Origin of the sequence: Sphingobium sp. TA15, assembly GCF_037101235.1 — a bacterium.
In the GTDB taxonomy this organism is placed as follows: Bacteria; Pseudomonadota; Alphaproteobacteria; order Sphingomonadales; family Sphingomonadaceae; genus Sphingobium; species Sphingobium indicum.
Genome location: NZ_AP025355.1, coordinates 2994261 through 3014683 on the forward strand (window position 1 = coordinate 2994261; position 20423 = coordinate 3014683).

The 20423-nt window shown below is 66.9% G+C and carries 19 protein-coding genes and 1 tRNA gene; 6 read left to right on the forward strand and 14 right to left on the reverse strand.

What is annotated here, in order from left to right; translation table 11 throughout:
- Window positions 1-4 precede the first annotated feature (4 nt).
- The 14 genes from Sj15T_RS14740 to Sj15T_RS14805 form a co-directional block, all read right to left on the reverse strand.
- A complete protein-coding gene (locus Sj15T_RS14740) occupies window positions 5-343 on the reverse strand; it encodes a P-II family nitrogen regulator (RefSeq protein WP_007686860.1) in 339 nt (112 codons plus the stop codon).
- Window positions 344-678: 335 nt separating this feature from the next.
- Window positions 679-1254: a DUF924 family protein gene (locus Sj15T_RS14745; protein ID WP_041386189.1), complete on the reverse strand. Its 576-nt coding sequence runs from the start codon at window positions 1252-1254 to the stop codon at window positions 679-681.
- A gap of 55 nt (window positions 1255-1309) precedes the next feature.
- The gene (gene tldD / locus Sj15T_RS14750) at window positions 1310-2752 is read right to left on the reverse strand and encodes a metalloprotease TldD (RefSeq protein WP_013038833.1); all 1443 of its coding nucleotides are present in this window, start codon (window positions 2750-2752) and stop codon (window positions 1310-1312) included.
- Window positions 2753-2905: 153 nt separating this feature from the next.
- Window positions 2906-3133 (reverse strand): zinc-finger domain-containing protein, encoded by a 228-nt coding sequence (locus Sj15T_RS14755; RefSeq protein ID WP_013038834.1) that lies wholly within the window; start codon window positions 3131-3133, stop codon window positions 2906-2908.
- 56 nt (window positions 3134-3189) lie between these two features.
- On the reverse strand, window positions 3190-3363 hold the full coding sequence (locus tag Sj15T_RS14760; RefSeq protein ID WP_007686852.1) for a hypothetical protein: 174 nt from the start codon (window positions 3361-3363) through the stop codon (window positions 3190-3192).
- 88 nt (window positions 3364-3451) lie between these two features.
- Window positions 3452-3527: transfer RNA gene (locus Sj15T_RS14765), tRNA-Val, on the reverse strand.
- 86 nt (window positions 3528-3613) lie between these two features.
- Entirely contained in the window at window positions 3614-4618 is a 1005-nt protein-coding gene (locus Sj15T_RS14770; RefSeq protein WP_013038835.1) for a MarR family transcriptional regulator, read from the reverse strand.
- Window positions 4619-4859: 241 nt separating this feature from the next.
- Window positions 4860-5711, reverse strand: coding sequence for a D-amino-acid transaminase (locus tag Sj15T_RS14775; protein ID WP_013038836.1), 852 nt, complete (start codon window positions 5709-5711; stop codon window positions 4860-4862).
- A gap of 217 nt (window positions 5712-5928) precedes the next feature.
- Window positions 5929-7443, reverse strand: a complete 1515-nt coding sequence (gene rpoN, locus Sj15T_RS14780; RefSeq protein ID WP_013038837.1) for an RNA polymerase factor sigma-54 — start codon at window positions 7441-7443, stop codon at window positions 5929-5931.
- Window positions 7444-7491: 48 nt separating this feature from the next.
- The gene (lptB, locus tag Sj15T_RS14785) at window positions 7492-8277 is read right to left on the reverse strand and encodes an LPS export ABC transporter ATP-binding protein (RefSeq protein ID WP_007686845.1); all 786 of its coding nucleotides are present in this window, start codon (window positions 8275-8277) and stop codon (window positions 7492-7494) included.
- A 357-nt stretch (window positions 8278-8634) separates the two neighbouring features.
- Window positions 8635-10734, reverse strand: a complete 2100-nt coding sequence (locus Sj15T_RS14790; protein WP_013038840.1) for a PQQ-dependent dehydrogenase, methanol/ethanol family — start codon at window positions 10732-10734, stop codon at window positions 8635-8637.
- A gap of 88 nt (window positions 10735-10822) precedes the next feature.
- Complete coding sequence (locus tag Sj15T_RS14795; RefSeq protein ID WP_013038841.1) at window positions 10823-11344, reverse strand: DUF4286 family protein; 522 nt, start codon at window positions 11342-11344, stop codon at window positions 10823-10825.
- Window positions 11341-12759: a CoA-binding protein gene (locus tag Sj15T_RS14800; RefSeq protein WP_013038842.1), complete on the reverse strand. Its 1419-nt coding sequence runs from the start codon at window positions 12757-12759 to the stop codon at window positions 11341-11343. Before Sj15T_RS14800 ends, Sj15T_RS14795 begins: the two co-directional genes overlap by 4 nt.
- Before the next feature lies 1 nt (window position 12760).
- Window positions 12761-14116, reverse strand: a complete 1356-nt coding sequence (locus Sj15T_RS14805; RefSeq protein WP_013038843.1) for an MFS transporter — start codon at window positions 14114-14116, stop codon at window positions 12761-12763.
- 182 nt (window positions 14117-14298) lie between these two features.
- Here Sj15T_RS14805 and Sj15T_RS14810 point away from each other — a divergent pair, with 182 nt between their 5' ends.
- From Sj15T_RS14810 to Sj15T_RS14835, 6 genes are all read left to right on the forward strand, one after another.
- Window positions 14299-14913: a glutathione S-transferase N-terminal domain-containing protein gene (locus Sj15T_RS14810; protein WP_013038844.1), complete on the forward strand. Its 615-nt coding sequence runs from the start codon at window positions 14299-14301 to the stop codon at window positions 14911-14913.
- Entirely contained in the window at window positions 14914-15804 is an 891-nt protein-coding gene (locus Sj15T_RS14815) for an amidohydrolase family protein (protein WP_013038845.1), read from the forward strand. It abuts the gene before it with no gap.
- A gap of 29 nt (window positions 15805-15833) precedes the next feature.
- A complete protein-coding gene (locus Sj15T_RS14820; RefSeq protein WP_013038846.1) occupies window positions 15834-17948 on the forward strand; it encodes a PQQ-dependent dehydrogenase, methanol/ethanol family in 2115 nt (704 codons plus the stop codon).
- A 94-nt stretch (window positions 17949-18042) separates the two neighbouring features.
- Window positions 18043-18468: an OB-fold domain-containing protein gene (locus Sj15T_RS14825; protein ID WP_013038847.1), complete on the forward strand. Its 426-nt coding sequence runs from the start codon at window positions 18043-18045 to the stop codon at window positions 18466-18468.
- A gap of 9 nt (window positions 18469-18477) precedes the next feature.
- Window positions 18478-19623: a thiolase family protein gene (locus Sj15T_RS14830; protein ID WP_013038848.1), complete on the forward strand. Its 1146-nt coding sequence runs from the start codon at window positions 18478-18480 to the stop codon at window positions 19621-19623.
- The gene (locus Sj15T_RS14835) at window positions 19596-20417 is read left to right on the forward strand and encodes an enoyl-CoA hydratase-related protein (protein ID WP_253720674.1); all 822 of its coding nucleotides are present in this window, start codon (window positions 19596-19598) and stop codon (window positions 20415-20417) included. Before Sj15T_RS14830 ends, Sj15T_RS14835 begins: the two co-directional genes overlap by 28 nt.
- Window positions 20418-20423: the final 6 nt, after the last annotated feature.

Here is a 20423-nt window from a genome sequence, read left to right on the forward strand (position 1 = left end):
CTTCTTACAGTGCGGTTTCGCCGGTTTCGCCGGTACGGATGCGCACCGCCTGCTCGACATCGAGAACGAAGATCTTGCCATCGCCGATGGCGCCCGAATTCGCGGCCGCCTGAACGGCCTCGATCACGCGGGGCGCGAGATCGTCGTCGCAGACCACCTCGATCTTGATCTTCGGAACCATGTTCGTCGAATATTCAGCGCCGCGATAGATTTCGGTCTGCCCCTTCTGGCGGCCAAAGCCCTTCACTTCGCTCACCGTCATGCCGGCGATGCCGAGCGAGGAAAGTGCCTCGCGGACATCGTCAAGCTTGAACGGCTTGATGATAGCCATGACAAGTTTCATGTCGCCCCCTGTTACTGGTGTGCGGCGACATACTCAGCAAAAGCCGTGCCAATTCGTAAAAGGCCGGTTAATGCGGGGTTTTCCCATGACGCGCTGAAGCGGGGCGCTGAAAAAATGGGCAGCGCCGGGGCAATGCTCAAAAATTAGGCACGGCCGCTACGGAAAGAACGACCCTCCCTCAGCCGCCACCGAGACTCCGCATGGTAACGAAGCCATCTCCCCAGCCGTCATGCTGAACTTGTTTCAGCATCCATTTCTCCGGATTGAGCCTTGGCTTGTGGGGCACGATGGATGCTGAAACAAGTTCAGCATGACGGAAGCGGATGGGGCAAGCCTCACCAACCCCCACCTTCCTCCGCCGCCTCTTCTTCTCCCGGCGCATTTGCGCGGCCCAGCGCGGCGTTGCGATGAGGAAAGCGGCCGAACCGCTCTATCACCGCATAATGCTCCCGAGCGAACGCCAGGGACTTCGCGTCGCCCGCGCCTTCGAACAGGCTGACCGACAATTTCTGATCGTCCAGCGCCTCGCTATGCTGGAAGGGCATGTAGAAGAACAGCCGCCCGGCGCCACCGATCTGGATGTCATAGCCATGGGCCACTGCCCCTCGCGCGACGTCGCGGGCCAGCGCATCGGTGGAGAAAGCCGCGGCCGATCCCCGAAACATGTTGCGCGGCAACTGGTCGAACAGCAGGACCGCCGCCAGCGCGTCGTCGGCCCGCTCCAGAAATTCCTCGGCGGGCAGATGGCGCTTTTCTTCCCACAGGGCGCGGAATCGCGCCTGGCACGTCCGGTCGAGCGCCGGATCGTGGCTCCACCATCCCTGCTCGCCGACCTGGTTGAACCAGAAATCCAGCAGGGCCGCCGCCCAGTCGGCGGTCACGGCGTCATGGCTGTCGGTCAGCATGTTCATCATGGAAATAAAGACGGAGGGCGCTTGGGGTTCCTCCGTCCATGGCGCCTGCGCCTCAGGTCGCCGTGCCGCCGACCGTAAGGCCCTCCATCAGCAGCGTCGGCTGGCCCACGCCAGCGGGCACGCTCTGCCCGCCCTTGCCGCACATGCCGATGCCTTCGTCCAGCGCCCAGTCATGGCCGATGCCGACCACCTTGGTCAGCGCCGTCGGCCCGTCGCCGATCAGCGTCGCGCCCTTGATCGGCTCGCCCAGCTTGCCGTTCTCGACCTTGTAGGCCTCAGTGCAGGAAAAGACGAACTTGCCCGACACGATGTCCACCTGCCCGCCGCCGAAGCTCTTGGCGAAAATGCCCGACTTCATCCGGCTCAGCAATTCTTCGGGATCGTCCTGCCCGCCCTTGATGAAGGTATTGGTCATGCGCGGCATCGGCGCATGGGCATAGCTTTCGCGGCGGCCGTTGCCGGTCGGCTCCACGCCCATCAGCCGGGCGTTCAGCCGGTCCTGCATATAGCCCTTGAGGATGCCGTCCTCGATCAGCACATTTTCCTTCGTCGGCGTGCCCTCGTCATCGATGGAGAGCGAGCCGCGCCGGCTCATGATCGAACCGTCGTCCACCACGGTGACGCCCGGCGCCGCGACCCGCTGGCCGACGCGCCCGGAAAAGGCGCTGGTGCCCTTGCGGTTGAAGTCGCCCTCCAGCCCATGCCCGATGGCTTCATGCACCAGCACGCCCGGCCAGCCCGGCCCCAGCAGCGCAGTCATCTCGCCCGCAGGCGCGGCCACGGAGCGCAGATTGACCCGCGCCTGCGCCAGCGCCTCGTCAATCGCCCGGTTCCATACGCCCGAGTCCATCACCTCGTCATAGAGATAGCGACCGCCGATCCCGAACACGCCCGTCTCGCGGCGGCCATTCTCCTCCAATATGACGGAGACGTTGAGCCGCACCAGCGGCCGGATGTCGGTCGCGGTGAAGCCGTCGGCGCGCACGATCTCCACCACCGACCAGCTTCCCGCCAGGCTCACCGACACCTGCGCGACGCGGGGATCGCGGGCGCGGGCGGCGGCGTCGATGGCGGCGCAGAGTGTCACCTTCTCGGCAAAGGGCACGATCTCCAGCGGATTGACGTCGGTATAGAGATGGCGGTTGGTGCGCTGCGGCGGCGGCGCGGGCTGGCCCTTCGCCGGATCGAGCAAGGTCAGCGTCTCGGCGGCGCGGCGGATCGCGGCTTCGCTGATGTCGTTTGCGTGGGCGAAGCCGGTCATCTCTCCCGACACGCCGCGCAGGCCGAAGCCCGCATCGGTCGAATAATCGGCGGTCTTCAGCCGCCCGTCATCGAAGCCGAAACTCTCGCTCGCCCGATATTGCAGGTAAAGCTCGCCATCGTCGCAGCCTTTCAGCGCCTCGGCGGTCAGGCGGCGCGCGCCGTCGGGATCGAGCAGTTCGGGCCGATAGAGCAGGCCGCGGGCATCGGTGAACTGGGGAGCAGCTTCGGTCATGCCGTCCGATATAGGAGCGGCGGGCGGCAAGCCCAACCGATTTGTTGGCGCTCGCGACAGAGGTCGAAGTGCGACGTGCTCCTGCGAAGGCAGGAGCCCAGCTCCAGCGGCGGGACTGGACTCCTGCCTTCGCAGGAGCACGTCACTTCAGGATTAAAGGCTGGCGCCCGAGGGAATATCCGGCAGGCCCGCGATTTCCGGCGTGTCCGCAACGCTGCCGGCCAGCACGAAGCGGCGGTCGCAATAGCCGCAGTCGACATAGCCATGCTCATCGATCTCAAGGAAGACGCGCGGATGGCCTAGCGCGGCGGGAATCTCCCCCGAACCGTCGCAGGAAACGCGGGGCTTGGTGACTCGGATGATTTCAGGCGGTTGGATCATGGCGTCATGGATTAGCAGCGCCGGCGTTGCGCTGCAATATCCGTGGAGAAGGGGCCTTACATCAGCAGCAGCGGCGGCTTCTTTTTCGGACAGGGCTTCTCCACGCCCAGGTCGACCGCCTTGGCCGGCGCCTCCCAATCCAGGCAATCGCGGGCCGTCGCCAGCGAAACCGGCGAAAACATCAGCAGAAAGGGCGCCACCGTCCCGGCAAGAAGAAGCGTGAGAGCCATGATGCGAGTGCCTCACAAAAGCGTTCCGTTGCCGGAACCTTACGCCATTCGCGCCGCCGCGGGAACAGATTTCTCCAGGGGCAGGACATGGTGGGCGATGACGGGCTCGAACCGCCGACATTCTCGGTGTAAACGAGACGCTCTACCAACTGAGCTAATCGCCCGATGCCTGTCCCGATGTCCAGGCGTCCGGTGGGCGCCTATCTACGGCAATCGGGCTGCCGGTCAAGCGGCGATGCGCGCAGGGTCGTCAGGCGCACAGGAAACGGCGGCTCGCGATGAACCAGCGGGTCAGCGCCTCCGCCGCGTGATCGGCCAGCGCAATGAAGACGCGGCGCCCGTCATGCGGGTCGGCCTGCCGGTCGACGAAACCCTTTTCGGTCAGCGTTCTGATCCAGCGCAGCGCGGTGGTCGGCGGCACGGCGGATGCGATGCACAGGCTGGAGACGGACACGCGCTCATGCTCCAGCCGGGCGGCCAGCAGGTCCAGCAGCATGTCCCAGGCGGGGTCCGCGAACAGGTCGGCGGGCAGGAAATCGTCGCGCAGCCGCCGCGCCCGCAGCAGGTCGCGCACCTGCGCCGACTCCAGGGTCGCGGCGTCGGCAGGCTTGTCCGCGCTGCCGATGGGTTCCAGCGCGGGCATGCCGATATAATCGCTCGGCTCGTCCGATATGCGCGGGCCGAGGTCGAAGGAGGGGGTGGCGTGGCGGGGACGCAGCGTCAGCGCCTCCAGCGTGCGGGCAAGGCGGCTCACCTCGTCGCTCAATTGCTGGAGCCTCAGTCCCTCATTGTCGCGGTTCGCTTCATGCAGCGATCGGGACGGCGTCTGCCGCGCGGCGGCCAGAAGGGCGGCCGCAAGGTCGGTATGCCCCGGCCGGCAAAGCAATTGCGTCCGCTCGCTGCGCAGGCAGGCATAGGCAAGGTCGACGGTCTCCAGGTCGGCCACCAATATCACCGGCATGTCGTTCTGCAGCGCCAATGTCTCGATCTGCACCAGCAACCGCTCGATCATCGGACCGGGCGTCGGGCAGAAGCACAGGATGATGTCGCAGCCGATCTGCACGTCCAGCCGGGTCGACGCCTGGTCCAGCGGCACCGTGCCCAGCAGGCGAAGGTCCGCCGCCCGGCTCAGCAGCGCGGCGTCGTCCAGATAGACGTCGTCCGCCAGGATCAGCAGCCCCGGCCGGTCGTCCCGCGCGCCGAAGGGCTGATCCAGGGATGCACCGAAACCGATCTCATCATGATCCGAACCCACGCCGAAATCTCCCTTCCCGTTTGCCGCAGCTTATCGCAACGCCGTCGTTACGCAGCCAGGCTATTCTCCGATATGGAGGTTTATGCAGGGCATCCCGCCCGTCGCGCCTGTTGCGAAGGGCGCTCTTGCCGACATCCCCATAACGGACACCGAAATGGAGCCTCGATCTCTGCCGAAATGGCGGGAATGGCGAGGATTCCGCTTTTCATCCGATATGGATCAGCTTTTGCGCGTCTTTTGCTCAAACCGCCGTGCGGCGGGCAAAGTCGATATAGAGGGCGCGCAGCCGCATGGCGACCGGGCCGGGCTTGCCGTCGCCGATGGCCTGGCCGTCGATCCTCACCACCGACTGGCAGAGGGTGGAGGCGCTGGCGATGAAGGCTTCCCTGGCCGCCAATGCTTCCGCGACGGCGAAGGGACGGCGGATGACGGCGATGCCGCTTTCCTCCGCCAGCGCGTTCAGCGCCGCGCCGGTGCAGCCCGCCAGCACCGCCTGGCTGTAGGGCCGGGTGACGATCCCCTCGTCCGTCACGATGAAGGCGGTGGACGACGCGCCTTCGGTGACGAAGCCGTCCTCCACCATCCACGCCTCCTGCGCGCCCGCTTCGGCGGCGGCGCGCTTGGCCATGGCCTGGGCGAGCAGGCCGACGCTCTTGATGTCGCGCCGCGCCCAGCGCAGGTCGGGCATGGTCGCGACTGCGATCCCGTTGCGCGCGGCGGGCACGTCCAGGAAAGGCTTGGCCTGCACGAACATCACCAGGGTCGGCGCGATGCCGGGCGAGGGCAGGAAATCCCGCGTCGCGTCGGCCCCCCGCGTGATCTGAAGATAGACCAGCCCCTCGGTCAGCCCGTTGCGCGCCACCAGTTCCTTCTGCGCCGCCTCGACCTCCGCGAGGGAGAGGGGCAGGGCGATGCCGATGGCCCCTGTCGACCGCTCCAGCCGGGCGAGATGGGACGCGCTGTCGACCAGCCTGCCGTCGATCACCGCCGCGACCTCATAAATGCCGTCCGCGAACAGGAAACCCCGATCCAGCACGGAGACCTGGGCTTGTTCCAGCGGGACGAAGCGGCCGTTCAGATAGGCGATGGACATGGGGCGGGAATGAAATCCTTGGGGGAGAAGAGATGCCCGATGTCGCCGCTCATCCCTGCGGCGTCAAGCATATGAACGGATTTCCGTCCCCTCCCCACCACCCGTCATGCTGAACTTGTTTCAGCATCCATTCCTCGCCACGCGACCAAGGCGCATGGAGGCACAATGGATGCTGAAACAAGTTCAGCATGACGAAGGAGAAAACAGCACCCCCCCGCTAAGCCGCCTGCCCCCGCAAGGCCTTCTGCCGCCGCCGCTGCACCGACGATCCGATCCCCATCGCCTCGCGATATTTGGCGACGGTGCGGCGGGCGATGTCCATGCCCTTGGCGCGCAGCAGGTCGACCAGCGTGTCGTCCGACAATATGGCGTCGGCCGTCTCCGCCGCGATCAGCGCCTTGATGTGGCTCTTGACCGCCTCGGCCGACACCGCGCCCTCGCCGCCCGCCGCCGCCACGCCGCTGGTGAAGAAATATTTGAGTTCATACAGCCCACGCGGGCAGGACAGATATTTGTTCGACGTCACCCGGCTTACGGTCGATTCATGCATCTGGATCGCGTCGGCCACGGCCTTCAGCGTCAGCGGCTTCAGATGCTCCACCCCCTTGCGGAAGAAATCCTCCTGCTGGCGGACGATCTCGCTCGCGACCTTGACGATGGTCTTCTGCCGCTGGTCCAGCGCCTTCACCAGCCAGTTGGCGCTCGCCAGGCAATCGGCCAGCCACGCCTTGGACGTCCTGTCCTGCGGCCCGGAGGCGAGTTCGACATAATAGGTCCGGTTGATCAGCACGCGGGGCAGGGTGGCGCTGTTGACCTCGATCGCCCAACCCTCCCGCGTCGGCCGCACGAACAGGTCGGGCGTCACCGGCGCGGCGCTCTCGGAGGAAAAGCGCAGGCCGGGCTTGGGATCGTAACCGCGCAATTCGCGGATCATGTCCGCCATATCCTCCTCGTCCACGCCGCAGATCCGGCGCAACTGCGGCAGCGCCCCCCTGGCGAGCAGGTCCAGATTGGCCAGCAGCTTCGCCATGCAGGGGTCGTAACGATCCGCCTCCTTCGCCTGCAAGGCTAGGCATTCCGACAGCGACCGCGCCCCCACCCCGGTCGGGTCGAAACCGTGGATCACGCCCAACACCTGCTCGATCCTGTAAAGCGGCACGCCCATGCCATGGGCGGTCTCCAGCAGATTGGCCTCCAGATAACCGGCCTCGTCGATCTGCCCGATCAGTTGCGCGGCGATCATCAGGTCCATGCCCGACAGCGCGCTGCGCGCCTGATCCATCAGATGTTCCTGAAGCCCCTGTTCCGGATTGGCGAAGCTGTCGAAGTCCGGCGCCTCGCCGCTGCCGCCCGACAGCATGTCCATCCCGCCGCCGGAGCCGATGGCGCCCGCCATCCGGTCGCCCGGCCCATCGTCGATGAAGGTCTCCGCGCCATAATCGACGTCCAGCGGGGAATCGGCAGCGCCCAGTCCCTGGCCGATCAACTGGTCCGCATCGCCCGTTTCGGCGCGCAGGTCATGCTGCTCCGCCGCCCGGTCCACCCCGTCGGCGGGCGGCGCGAAATCATCCGTCCCGCCCGCCTCCAGCAGCGGATTCTTTTCCAGTTCGCCCGCGACGAACGCCTCGATCTCCAGATTGGACAGCGCCAGCAGCTTGATCGCCTGCTGCAACTGCGGCGTCATCACCAGCGACTGGCTCTGCCGCAGGTCGAGACGGGGCGCGAGCGTCATCAGTCCTTCCCGCCGCCGCCGTCAGGAAAGGCCCGCCCGCCGCCCATGTCAGAGCGAGAAATTCTCGCCCAGATAGAGCCGCCGCACGTCGGCATTGGCGACCAGCTCCGTCGGGCTGCCCGCGAACAGCACCTTGCCGTCATAGATGATGCAGGCGCGGTCCACGATCTCCAGCGTCTCGCGGACATTATGGTCGGTGATGAGGACGCCGATGCCCCGCGTCTTCAACTGCTTCACCAGATCGCGAATATCCGCGATGGACAGCGGATCGATGCCCGCGAACGGCTCGTCCAGCAGCACGATCGACGGATTGGCCGCCAGGGCGCGGGCGATCTCGCACCGCCGCCGCTCGCCGCCCGACAGCGCCATGGCGGAGGAATCGCGCAGCCGGGTCAGGCCGAATTCCTCCAGCAACTGCTCCAGCCGCGCTTGCCGCGCCGCCTTGTCCGGTTCCGCCAGTTCCAGCACCGCGCCGATATTCTGCGCCACGGTCAGGCCCCGGAAGATGGAGGTTTCCTGCGGCAGATAGCCCAACCCCAATATCGACCGCCGGTACATGGGCAGGCCGGTAATGTCCTGCCCGTCCAGCACGATGCGGCCATGGTCGGGCCGCACCAGCCCCATCACCGAATAGAAACAGGTCGTCTTGCCCGCGCCGTTGGGGCCGAGCAGGCCGACCACCTCGCCCTTGCCGACGGTCAGCGACACGTCGGCCAGAACGACCCGCTTGTCATAGCTTTTGGCGATGGAGATGACGGACAGGCCTTCTCCCACTTCCTGCGGGGGAAGGGGCGATGCCGGCGCTGTCCGGTCCTGCATCATCACGTCGTCCATCACGTCATCCTTGCTGCCGAATGCTTGTCGCGGGTCCAACCCATGACCCCGCGCGGCAATTGGCAAGCTTTGTGCATGGGAACGCCGCCGGGGCAAGGGGAAAATGGTGTTTCGGACCTTTTTGGGGCCATGATCCGCGACAAGATTGGTGTTGGCGCAGGTGCTTTCAATGCACGTCCGACAGGGAACAAAGAGGGAAATGCCGGGGCGCCCAACGGCGAAGGCCTGTTCCGGTCGGAAGAAATGGTGCGGTCGAGAGGCACGAATTCGGTGTTCCAACATGTATCAAGGAAATGCCGGCACTAAACACCTAACAGGAAGCGTGCGTCACGAGAGACGGATACCGCTACTTCTTGCCTATTGCTCAGGGGAAGCGGATTCCGGCGGCCTTGATGTTGCGGCACCTGATCCACGCTTTTTCAGCGCGACCGCCTGAGCGGACACATAGCCCCGGATTTCCTCTGCCTCCGCCTCGTCGAGATGCTGCTTCCAGCCCACCATGCCGTTGCCCTCCAGCGCGCCGTCGATCACCACAGCGCGCCAGGATTGCCGGTCGGAGAGGAAAGCTGAGCGGCGCAGATCGGGAATGACGTTCGAGGATATCGCTGCCGGGCCGTGGCAGCGCGAACAGTACCTGCCGTAATTCGTTCCGCCTTGGGCGATCTGCTTGTCGGTGAATGGGTCCGCGGTTGGATTGGGCGGCGGCGGCGCGCCGGGTTCGGCGGGAAGCTTGGCCGTGCCGTTCAGGCGGAAGGCGACCATCCGGCCCGGCTGGCGTTCGCGTTCGTCGGCGTCGCCGGCCGCGGGGCTGGCGCCGTTACCAGTAGCTATCGCGACATATTGCACGCCGCGGACGCTGTAGGCGATGGGCCCCGCCTGGACGCCGTTGGGCATCTTGTAGTTCCAGACCTCCCGTCCATTATCGGCGCGGAAAGCGGTGAAGCGGCCGGTCACGGCGCCCTGGCCCTGGAACACCAATCCGCCCGCCGTCGCCAGCACGCCCGCGCGGTCCGCCGGCACGCGCCACGCCTCGGTCTGGGTCACCGGATTCCAGGCGAGCAGATGGGTCGGGCCGCCCTTGAGCTTGCTCAGCAGGCCGGTGTTGAAGGGGCCGCGCGTATAGGTCTTGAAATTGGGATCGTCACGTACCTCCGCGCTGTTTTCAAAAGCGTTGAGATAGACGAGGCCGGTCTTTGGGCTGTAGGCCATGGCATGCCAGTTATGCGCGCCGGAGCTGTTGGGCCGCAGGTGGAACGGTCCATCGGTATAGCGGGAATTGGGTGTCTCGATCGGGCGGCCGGTCACCGTGTCGATGCCCGATGCCCAAGTCACCGGGACATAGGGCTTGGCCGAGATCACCTTCCCGTTGGTGCGGTCCAGCACATAGAAAAACCCGTTCTTCGGCGCATGCATCAACACCTTGCGGATCTTGCCGTCGATGGTCAGGTTTCCCAGGATCATCGGCTGGGAGGAATTATAATCCCAGGCCTCCTGCGGATTCTCCTGATAGTGCCAGATATATTTGCCGGTGTCGGGGTCGAGCGCGATCACCGAGCAGAGGAACAGATTGTCGCCCTTGCCGGCGGTGCGGTATTTCGGATTCCAGGGCGAGCCGTTGCCGGTGCCGATGTAGAGCTGGTTCAGTTCCGGATCGTACGAGATCGCGTGCCAGGCCGTGCCGCCGCCGCCATATTTGGCATAGTCGCCGGACCAGGTCGGGCGCACCAGCTTCTCCATGATCTCGTCCGATGCGGCGTGGTCCGGCCCCTTCGCGGGATCGCCGGGCACGGTGTAGAAGCGCCACACCAACTTGCCCGTGGCCGCGTCATAGGCCGAGACATAGCCCCGCACCCCGAAATCGGCGCCGGCGTTGCCGATGATGACCTTGTCATGGATCACGCGCGGCGCGCCGGTGATCGTGAGCGCGCTCTTCGGATCGACCGTCCGGGTGCTCCAAAGCTGGGTGCCGGTGCGCGCGCTGATCGCGATCAGCCGCCCGTCGAGCGTGCCGACATAAACCTTGCCCTTGTAGACTGCGACGCCGCGATTGACCGTGTCGCAGCAGACCTTCACCCCCGTGTCGCCCGGCACCATCGGATCGAAGAACCATATCTGTCGCCCGGTGGCCGCGTCGAGCGCGTAGACCTTGCTCCACGACGTGGAGACATACATCACCCCGTCGACCACCAGCGGCTCGGATTGCTGCCCCCGGACCGTGTCGAAGTCGAAGCTCCAGGCGGGCTTCAGGTCCTTGACCGTGTTGACGTTGATCTGATCGAGCTTCGAATAATGGTCGCCGTTGAAGGTGCCGCCATTGACCAGCCAATTCGCCGGTTCGGAGGCGGCGGCGATCATCCGGGCATCGTCGACGGCGCCGGGGTGGACACCTGCCACCGTCGCGGCAAGCAGGGGCGCACCGGCGCCGGTTAAGATAATGATCCGAATTATGCGATTCATTATATTCCCCGCTTTCCTGCTTTTCGTGCAGGATAATCAAGGGGATTAGCGTGTCAATCTATAAACCTATAAGCCATAATATTGATTGTTACAGCGAGGCGGGCGTGAAGAGGAAGCTGTGATAGCCGCGGGTGAAGCGCTTGATCCGCGCCGTCCAGGGTGTTCGGGCGGCGGTGCGCCAAGCCTCGCCGGCCGGAATGTCGGATCCGGCGAGCGTGAATAGCGCCAGATAGCGCGGCGACGCGTCGGACCGATAGCGCGCGATCCCGCTCACGCCCGGCAGCGCGCCCAGGCGCGGCAGATGCTCGGTGTCGTACCAGGCGTTGAATTCCTCCTCCGCCTCGTCCGCGACTTCGAGGAAGTTGCAGAGGAGCGCCGTGGCGTTCGCAATCTCGACAAGGCCGACACGGGCGACGCGCGCGCCACTCCACCGTATCTCGCCTTCGACGGGGGGCGCGGCGATCGGATGGGGGGAGAGCAGCATGCGCGTGACTGGCGCGCCCTCGCCTCTCCCGCCGCCGACCCGCGCCCGGCCTGTCAACGCCGTCTCGCCAGCGGCGGGCGGGGGCGTCTCCGCCGCGATCAGCAGATGAATCGCCTCGGCGCTCAATCCGCCAGTGCCTGCCGCGTCAGGCGCGCGAGCGTGCGGATCGCGCGCTCCGGCGACCGGCGGAAGGGGATGCCCGCCGCCAGCATCTCCTCGGCCAGTTCGGCGGCGAGCGGGCTGCTCCCGCCCATCAGCGTATAGACCACCGGCTTGGCCGTGCCCGCGAGCGCGGGAAGGGTGGCGCGCGCGTTGCGAAGGCCGATATCCGGCGGCCCGGGCATGATCGCGATCAGCAGGCTGCCCACCGCCGGATCGTCGAGCAGCACGCTTGCGGCGCGGCCATAGACCTGCCAGTCGGTGAGGCCCGCGCCCGACAGATCGACCGGATTGCCCTCCGGGACCGCGTGGCGCGCGGCTTCGCGCAGGCCCTGCGTCGTCTCCGGCGACAGGGAAGCGAGCGGCAACGCCTCGCTCTCGCAGATATCGGCGAGGATGCCCTTGACGCCGCCATCGGTGAGCAGGACGGCCCCGCCGCGCGGCAGGTCGCCGAAGCGCAGCAGCAACTCGCCCGCGTCCCAGAATTCTTCCAGCGTTTCGGTCACGACGCAGCCCGCGTCCAGCGCTGCCGCTATGGTCGCGGCGTGGTCGCCGGTCTCGGCGCCGCTGTTGAAGGCGGCCGCCTGACGCGCGCGAGGCGAGCGGCCCGGATGCAGCAGGACGACATGCTTGCCTTTGCCACGCGCGCGGCGGATCGCGGCGAAGAAGGTCTCCGGCTTCCGGACTTGCTCGGCGAAGACGAGGATCACGTCCGTCGCCGCGTCATCGATCATGAAATCGAGGAAGTCCGCGGCGCAGAGCACCGCCTCGTTGCCCGTGCAGATCGAATAGGAGACCGGCGTGCCCAGCGCTTCCAGCGCGAGCCGCGTCTGTCCGCTGACGCCGCCGGTCTGGGTGATCAGCCCCACCGCGCGCCGTCCTTCCAGCGGCACCGGCTTATGGTTGCCGAACGACAGGGAGAGGCCGTCGGCGAAGTTGCTCAGCCCCACGGTGCCTGGCCCCAGCACCGCCACGCCGGCGCGGGCGGCGGCGTCGGCGAGGTCGCGCTGGCGCTGCTTGCCGGCCTCGCCTTCCTCCGCGAAGCCCGAGGCGTAGACGATCGCGGCGCGGATGCCGCGCGCGCCGCATTCGCTGATCGCCGCCGGAACCATGGCCGCATCCATCGTGAGGAGGGCGATGTCGATCCCCTCCGGCAGGTCGAGGATCGTCGCATGGGCGGGGTGGCCGTCGATGGACTGGGAGCGGCTGACGAAATGGAGCGCGGCCGGATCGAAGCCGAAGCGCCGCAGATTGGCGAGCACGCGCATTCCCATGATTTCCCAATGGGTCTGGGGCGTGCCGGCGTCGGGCGGCGCGAGGCCGATGATCGCGATGGAGCGGGGGCGCAGGAAGCGCGCGATGCTGTCGGCGTGATCGGACATGTCAGCGGGCGCCGCTCAACTGCCGGGCCACGCGGTCATCCGCGGTCTCCTGCCCCCGCGCGCGGGCCAGCAGGATCGCGCCCGCGCCGATCAGGGCGGCCACCGCGTAGAGGGGATAATAAGCGGACTTGTCGAGGCCAAGGCCGATCAGGACGCCGCCGGCATAAGGGCCTGCGATCGCGCCGACCCGGCCCATGCCCACCGCGAGGCCGACGCCGGTGCTGCGCGCATGGTCCGGGTAGAGCCGGTTGCTGGTGATGAGCATGCCGGTGAAGGCGGCCTCGATCGAGAACATGCTGAGCATCGCGAACAGGATGAGCGTCACCGGCGAGCTGACCCAGGCGAACCCCATCAGCCCAACAGCGCAGAGCAGCAGCGCGCCCGCCGTGGCGCGGCGCGAGCCCAGCCGCGCCGCCAGGGTGCCGATGGCGAGCACGCCAAGGATCGCGGCGAAGCTGGTCGCCATGCCGACCGCCACCGCCGCCTGTCCCTTGAAGCCGGCGAGCACCAGCACCTGCGGCTTCCAACTGGTCAGGAAATAGCTGACGAAATAGCGCATGAACGACGCCAGCCAGAGGAACAGCGTTGCCGAGCGCAGCGGTCCGGACAGGATCGCGCCGATGGCGAGCGGCGAGCGGCTCGGCCGCTCCGGCACCGGCGGCAGCGCGGCGAGCTCCGGCTGCTTCAGGCGTCGCAGGATGGCGTTGGCGCGGGCGAGGGCGTTGGCCGGCTGGCGGTTCAGCAGGAAATGCAGCGATTCCGGCAGCAGGACGAAGGCAGCGACCGCGACCGCGCCGGTGATCAGGCCGGCGACGAGATAGATGCTGCGCCAGCCATGGGCGCCGAGCAGCGCCGCGCCGATCGCCGCGCCGATCATCGCCCCGATTGCGAATCCGATATGGACGCAGGCGAGGAAGAAATTGCCGCGCGTCTCGTTGGAAAATTCGACGACGATCACGCTCAGCGACGGCACCAGCGCGCCGATCGCCAGCCCCGCCAGGAAGCGGAACAGGAGCAGTGTCTCCCAGTTGGTGCTGGCCGAGATGGCGATCATCGCCACCGCGCTGGTGGTGGCCGCCGCGAGCACGATCGGGCGCCGGCCGAAGCGGTCTGCGAGTGGCGCGATCAGGATCGCGCCGAGCATCAGCCCCGCCGCCCCGGCGCTCAGGATCAGGCCCATGGTTTGGGGCGCGAGACGCCAGTCCTTCAGGATCGCGGGCGCCGCATAGGCGGTGGCCGTGGTGTCGAGGCCATCGCAGATGTTGATCAGCACGCACAGCGCGACCACCGCGATCTGGAAGGCCGAAAGCGGCGCGTCGGCCAGGAGCGGCCTTACCTTGACGGACGAATTCGCCATGACATCCTTCTTCCTGTTTGTTCCCGCTTTCGGTCCGCCCGCAGGCATACGCGATCTGGACAGAGGCGCCGAATCTGTTTAAACCAAATGACTAGTTGAATGGAACTATCGATAATGGAATACGCATATGGCCAGTGCGCGACAAGCGGAATGTTCGGCGTGGGAACCCGGGGGCTTGGGCGATGAAGCTTTTCTGGTCGTCGCGCTCTCCGTTCGTGCGCAAGGTTGTGATGGTGGCGCATGAAACCGGCCTGCATGATCGTGTCGCGCTCATCCCGTTGCCGATCCCGAGTCCCGTTCCGTGCGTCGAGCTGCATCGGGCCAATCCGATCGCCAAGCTGCCGACGTTGATCGCCGACGATGGCACGGCGATCGCTGATTCCCCGGTGATCTGCGAATATCTCGATCATCTCGGCGGCGGAAGTCTCTTCCCCGTGCCCGGCCCCGCGCGGTGGCGGGCCTTGGGGCGTCAGGCGCTGGCCGATGGTCTGATGGACCAGTTGCTGCTGTGGCGTGCCGAGTTGCGGCGCGCGGAGGCGTGCCGCTCGGCAACTCTGCTCGCGACTTTCGCGGGCCGGCTCGATGCCTCGCTTGATCGGCTTGAGGAACAGGCGGCCGGGGGAGCCTGTGGCGCCGGCTTCGATATTGGCGATCTCACCGTGGGGGTGATGCTCGCCTATCTCGATTTCCGGTTCGCCGAGCGCGGCTGGCGCGACGGCAGACCGGCCCTCGCCAAATTCCAGGACAGCTTCGCCGCGCGCCCCTCGGCGATCGCGACCGCTTTCGCGGAGAATTAGATGACGGATTCCCGGTCGCTGTCAATCACGCCGCCGCGCAAAGCCTTGCCGGCGGGCGCGTGCGACACTCACGCCCATGTTTTCGGCCCGTTCGACCTCTTCCCGCTGCCGGAGGGACGCACCTATACGCCCCCGCTGGCGACCGCCGACATGCACGCAGCGGCGCTCGCCCGGCTGGGCTTCGACCGCGCCGTGATCATTCAGGCCTCGGCCTATGGCTCCGACAATCGCTGCACGCTGGAGGCCGTCGCCCGTGATCCCGTGGCGCGGCGCGGCGTCGGCGTCGCGGACGAGAGCTTCGACGAAGCGCGGCTTGCGGCGCTTCGGGCGGGCGGCATCCGCGGGCTGCGCTTCACCGAGATCATCGGCAAGGATAGCGGCAAGCGCCTCGCCGGCGCCAGCGGCTTCGACACGCTGCGCGCCATCGCCCCCCGGATGCGCGCCGTGGGCCTGCACGCGCAGTTGTTCGCGCCGTTCGACCTGCTGATGGATTGGATCGACGACCTGCTGGCGTTGGACGTGCCGCTGGTGCTGGATCATCTGGCGCGGGTCGGGCCGTCGGACCGGACGGTCGACGATCCCCGGTTCCAGCGCCTGCTGGCGCTGCTGCGCGAGGGGCGGGTCTGGGTGAAGCTGATGGTCTTCCGCAACAGTCGCGCGCCAGAGACCGGCTATGCAGATGTCCGGCCCTTCCACGAGGCGATGACGCACGCCAACCCGGGCCGGCTCGTCTGGGGCACCGACTGGCCGCTGCTCAACGTGGCGCCGCCGCCGGATCCAGGCGCGCTGCTCGATCTGCTCGACGCGTGGCTCGAAGGCGACGCGGTGCTGCGGCGGCGCATCCTGGTCGACAATCCGGAGCGACTCTACGGCTTTCCGGCCCAGGCCTGAAATGTTGCAGAAACAATAGGGTGGATGTGATGGCGAAGCGTAGTGGGCGGTTCCATTGGGCGCGGAAAGGGGCAGTCGCGGCAATCCTGTTCCTCGGCACGGCCGCCCTTGCGTTCCAGGGCGAGGGGCGACCTGTCGACGACGCGCGATTGCGCGCGGTGGATCGCGGATCGGGCGAGTGGCTCGTCCCCGCCGCCGGTTACAGCGAGCAGCGTTTCAGCCCGCACGCGCAGATCAATGTGGATACCGTCAAGCGGCTGGGCCTCGCCTGGTACGCCGATCTCGGCACCGACCGTGGCGTGGAGGCGACGCCGATCGTCGTCGACCGCATACTCTACAACATCACGCCTTGGAACGTGACCACCGCCTATGACGCGGTCACCGGCAGGGAGCTCTGGCGCTATGATCCCCTGGTGCCGCGCCGCTTTGGCGGCTTCGCTTGCTGCGATATCGTTTCCCGGGGCGTCGCGGCGTGGAAGGGTAAGATCTTCATCGCCACCCTCGACGGCCGGCTGATCGCGCTCGACGCCAGGACCGGCAAGCCCATGTGGAGCCAGCAGACGCTCGATCCGGGTTGGGCCTATACGATCACGGGCGCGCCCCGCGTCTATGACGGCAAGGTCATCATCGGCAACGCCGGCGCCGAGGCCGCCGCGCCCGGTTATGTCTCCGCTTATGACGCCGAGACCGGCAGGAAGCTCTGGCGCTTCAACATCGTCCCCGGCGATCCCGCCAAGGGCTACAAAAGCAAGGCCGAGGCGAGGGCCGCCAAGACCTGGAAGGGCGAATGGTGGAAGCAGGGTGGCGGCGGCACCGCATGGGACAGCTTCGCCTACGATCCTGAAGCGCGGCTGGTCTATATCGGCACCGGCAATGGCGGCCCCTGGGCGCAAGCGGTGCGTAGCCCGGGCGGCGGCGACAATCTCTTCCTGTCCTCGATCGTCGCGGTGAACGTCGATACCGGCGCCTATGTCTGGCACTATCAGGAAACGCCGGGTGACGAATGGGACTATACCGCGACCCAGTCGATCATCCTTGCGGACATGAAGTTCGGCGGGCGGAACCGCAAGGTGCTGCTGCATGCGCCGAAGAACGGCTTCTTCTACGTGCTCGACCGCCGCACCGGAAAACTGCTTTCGGCCGAACCCTATGTGCCCGGCATCACCTGGGCCAAGGGCATCGACAGGAAAACCGGCCGCCCGATCGTGAATCCGGAGGCGCGCTACGGCGAGACGCCGGTGCTGGTATCGCCGAGCGCGGGCGGCGGGCATAACTGGAACCCGATGGCCTATAGTCCGAAGACGGGCCTCGCCTATTTCCCGGTGCTCCAGAGCGCGATGACATATGCGTTCGATCCGAAGTTCAAGGTTCAGCCCGGTGAGATGCACCAGCTTGGCATCACCTCCACGGGTCATGAGGAACTGCGCAAGCGCCACGCCGCCGAGATCGCGGCGATGACGAAGGTCTGGCTCACCGCCTGGGATCCGGTGAAGCAGAAGGAAGTCTGGCGCGTGCCGTACACGCGCCGCGGCAGCGGCGGCGCGCTGGTGACAGGCGGAAACCTGGTCTTCCAGGGGACGATCGACACCCATTTCGCTGCCTATCGGGCAGACACCGGCGCGAAGCTTTGGGAGATGCCGGTCCGGCAGGTGCCGATTGCCGGCGCGATGAGCTATGTCATCGATGACGTGCAATATGTCGCTGTCAACGCCGGCTGGGGCGGCGGCCTCGCCCATGGCCCGAACAGCAACGACTCAGGGATGCGGCTGTCGACCGCCCGGCTGCTGGTGTTCCGACTGGACGGCAAGGCGACGCTGCCGCCGCTCCCGGCCGCGACCGCCGCCGCGGTCGCGCCGCCGCCGCCCGACAGCGCGCCGGCGGCGCAGGTCGATCGCGGCCGCGGACTCTACGCCACCAATTGCTCCGGCTGCCATGGCGACGAGGCGCGGGGCGGCATCAAGGATCTGCGCAAGCTGACGCCAGAGACGCGCGCGCAATTCTACGACATCGTGCTGGGCGGCATCCGCGCCGATAACGGCATGGTGAGCTTCGCCGATAAGCTTTCCCGGCCCGACGCCGAGGCGATCCATGCCTATCTCGTCCATCGCGCCAATCAGGATTGGGACGGCCATGAGGTGAAATGACATCCGGGCAGAAGAATCGGCATGCGGAGGGTTGATATAGTACATTAAACTGTACTAATGATCCAAATATGCTGACTTGGAAGGACGTTCGCCCATGACTGATTCCACACCGCTCTCGGAATTCCGCCCGGTGCGGAGCGGCCTGATGACTGGAGCGCTGGACGACCTCGCCTCGGTCGGCTTGGCCGGAAGCCGCTGCCGGGCCTGTGGAGAGACGACCCTCGGCGCCAACACGCTCTGTCCGAATTGCGGCAGCGACGATGTCTTCCCGATCGCGCTCTCCGACGAGGGCAAGGTGTGGACCTATACCGTGGTGCGCTATCGCCCGCCGGGCGATTACAAGGGCGCGGAACCGTTCCAGCCCTTCGCGATCGGGCTGGTCGAACTGCCCGAAGGGCTGCGCGTCGTGGCGCCCGTGGGCGGCGATCCGGATGCTGTGCGCATCGGCATGACGGTGCGGTTCACGGCCCGCGCGCGCGCCGATGGCGTCGTCGATTTCGTCTACAATCCTGCCGCCTAAGGAGTTCCCATGAAGGATGTGGTTATCATCGGCGCGGGCATTCATGCGTTCGGCCGTTTCGACAAGACGGCCGAGGAGATCGGCTCCCACGCGGCGCGCATGGCGCTGGCGGACGCAGGGCTGGCCTGGTCGGACATCCAGGCTTCCTATCTTTCGCGCATGTACCTGCCTGCGACATCCGGCGCGCGCATTCTGCGCAAGCTGGGTGGCACGGACATGCCGATTGTCGATATCGAGGCGGCCTGCGCCAGCGGCGGCGCGGCGCTTCGCCAGGGCGTGCTGGCGATCCGGTCCGGCGAGTGCGACGTGGTGATGGTGCTGGGCGCGGAGAAGATGCCGCGCGGCTTCATGGATCCGCGCATGATCTACGCCGACTGGCAGATCGAGATGGGGCTATCGCTGAATCCGTCTTACTGGTCGATGCGCGCGATGCGCCACATGCACGAATATGGCACCACCGACCTGCAGATCGCCAAGATCGCCTACAAGAACCACCGGAACAGCGTCCACAATCCCAACGCGATGTATCGCAAGGAATTCAGCCTGGAGGAAATCCTTGGCTCGCCGCTCGTATGCGATCCGATCCGCCGGCTGGAAATCTGCGCGCCGGACGATGGCGCCGCGGCGGTCGTGATCGCGTCCGCGGATTATGCCCGCAAAATCGGCGCGCGCGCGCCGATCACCATCGCCAGCAGCGTCCACACCATCGCGCGCTATTCGGCCGATTTCCGCTGCCCCGCCGACAGCATGAGCGCCACCGCCAATAATGAGGGTCCGACCGAGGTGACCGCCCGCAAGGCCTATGAGCAGGCCGGGCTCGGCGCGGAGGACATCGATTGCTTCGAGGTGCAGGATACCGACGCCTTTTGCGAGCTGGAGATATATGAGGAACTGCAGATTTGCCCGGTCGGCGAGGGCGGGCGCCTGATCGACGAGGGCGTCACCGAGATCACCGGCAAGCATCCGGTGAACATGAGCGGCGGCCTCATCAGCAAGGGCGAGCCGGTCGGCGCATCGCATCTCGGCCAGGTGGTGGAGATCGTTTCCCAACTGCGCGGCGAATCAGGTGCGCGGCAGGTGGAGGGCGCCAGGGTCGGCCTCGCCCATGTGCTGGGCGCGGGCGGCAATTGCGCCATCACCATCCTGCGGAAGTGACCATGGCCGAGGCGGCCTCCCCTATCCCGTTCGAGCGCAGGGGGCCGGTCGGCTGGCTTACGCTCGACCGTCCGGCCCGGCGCAACGCGATCGACGCGGCGACCCACCTTGCGTGGCGCGAGGCGCTGACGGCGGTCGAGGCGGACCGGGCTATCCGCGCACTGGTGATCACCGGCGCGGGCGGGGCGTTCTGCAGCGGTCAGGATCTGGCCGAACGTCGCGACATGCTCGCCGAGGGAGAGGTGGATCTCCAGGCCTCGCTGGTCGAGAATTACAGTCCGTTGATCCGCCGGCTGATCGCGCTGCCGATGCCGGTGATAGCCGCGGTCGGCGGCGTGGCGGCGGGGGCGGGCATGGGGCTGGTGCTTGCGGCGGATATCGTGCTCGCCGGCGCTTCGGCGCGCTTCCAGCTGCCATTCGTCAAGGTCGGTCTCGGCCCCGATTGCGGGCTGAGCTGGACATTGGCGCGGCAGGTCGGGCTCAATCGGGCACTGGCGCTGCTGCTCACCGGCGACGCCTTCGACGCGGACGAGGCGTTCGCCTGGGGACTGGTGTCCCGCGTCTGCCCGGACGAGGCGCTCGTCGCCGAGGCGGAGGCGCTGGCGGCGCGGCTGGCCAGGGGTCCGCGCGCCGCGATAGCCGCGATCAAGCGCCGCGTGCGCGAGGCGGCTGACCAGACGCTCGACGAGGCGCTCGCCGCCGAAGCGATCATGCAGGGCGAGCTGGGTCTCGATCCCGATTATCGGGAGGCGGTCACCGCCTTCACATCGAAACGCGAACCCCGGTTCCGCTGATAACCG

Excerpts from the sequence above, each read along its gene's own strand:
- Sj15T_RS14815 (WP_013038845.1), top strand. The coding sequence starts at position 14,914 with ATGACGGATTCCCGGTCGCTGTCAATCACGCCGCCGCGCAAAGCCTTG.
- Sj15T_RS14810 (WP_013038844.1), top strand. The coding sequence starts at position 14,299 with ATGAAGCTTTTCTGGTCGTCGCGCTCTCCGTTCGTGCGCAAGGTTGTG.
- Sj15T_RS14805 (WP_013038843.1), bottom strand. The coding sequence starts at position 14,116 with ATGGCGAATTCGTCCGTCAAGGTAAGGCCGCTCCTGGCCGACGCGCCG.
- Sj15T_RS14775 (WP_013038836.1), bottom strand. The coding sequence starts at position 5,711 with ATGTCCATCGCCTATCTGAACGGCCGCTTCGTCCCGCTGGAACAAGCC.
- Sj15T_RS14800 (WP_013038842.1), bottom strand. The coding sequence starts at position 12,759 with ATGTCCGATCACGCCGACAGCATCGCGCGCTTCCTGCGCCCCCGCTCC.
- Sj15T_RS14830 (WP_013038848.1), top strand. The coding sequence starts at position 18,478 with ATGAAGGATGTGGTTATCATCGGCGCGGGCATTCATGCGTTCGGCCGT.
- Sj15T_RS14745 (WP_041386189.1), bottom strand. The coding sequence starts at position 1,254 with ATGAACATGCTGACCGACAGCCATGACGCCGTGACCGCCGACTGGGCG.
- Sj15T_RS14790 (WP_013038840.1), bottom strand. The coding sequence starts at position 10,734 with ATGAATCGCATAATTCGGATCATTATCTTAACCGGCGCCGGTGCGCCC.
- Sj15T_RS14760 (WP_007686852.1), bottom strand. The coding sequence starts at position 3,363 with ATGGCTCTCACGCTTCTTCTTGCCGGGACGGTGGCGCCCTTTCTGCTG.
- lptB (WP_007686845.1), bottom strand. The coding sequence starts at position 8,277 with ATGGACGACGTGATGATGCAGGACCGGACAGCGCCGGCATCGCCCCTT.
- Sj15T_RS14755 (WP_013038834.1), bottom strand. The coding sequence starts at position 3,133 with ATGATCCAACCGCCTGAAATCATCCGAGTCACCAAGCCCCGCGTTTCC.
- rpoN (WP_013038837.1), bottom strand. The coding sequence starts at position 7,443 with ATGACGCTCGCGCCCCGTCTCGACCTGCGGCAGAGCCAGTCGCTGGTG.
- Sj15T_RS14740 (WP_007686860.1), bottom strand. The coding sequence starts at position 343 with ATGAAACTTGTCATGGCTATCATCAAGCCGTTCAAGCTTGACGATGTC.
- Sj15T_RS14825 (WP_013038847.1), top strand. The coding sequence starts at position 18,043 with ATGACTGATTCCACACCGCTCTCGGAATTCCGCCCGGTGCGGAGCGGC.
- Sj15T_RS14820 (WP_013038846.1), top strand. The coding sequence starts at position 15,834 with ATGGCGAAGCGTAGTGGGCGGTTCCATTGGGCGCGGAAAGGGGCAGTC.
- tldD (WP_013038833.1), bottom strand. The coding sequence starts at position 2,752 with ATGACCGAAGCTGCTCCCCAGTTCACCGATGCCCGCGGCCTGCTCTAT.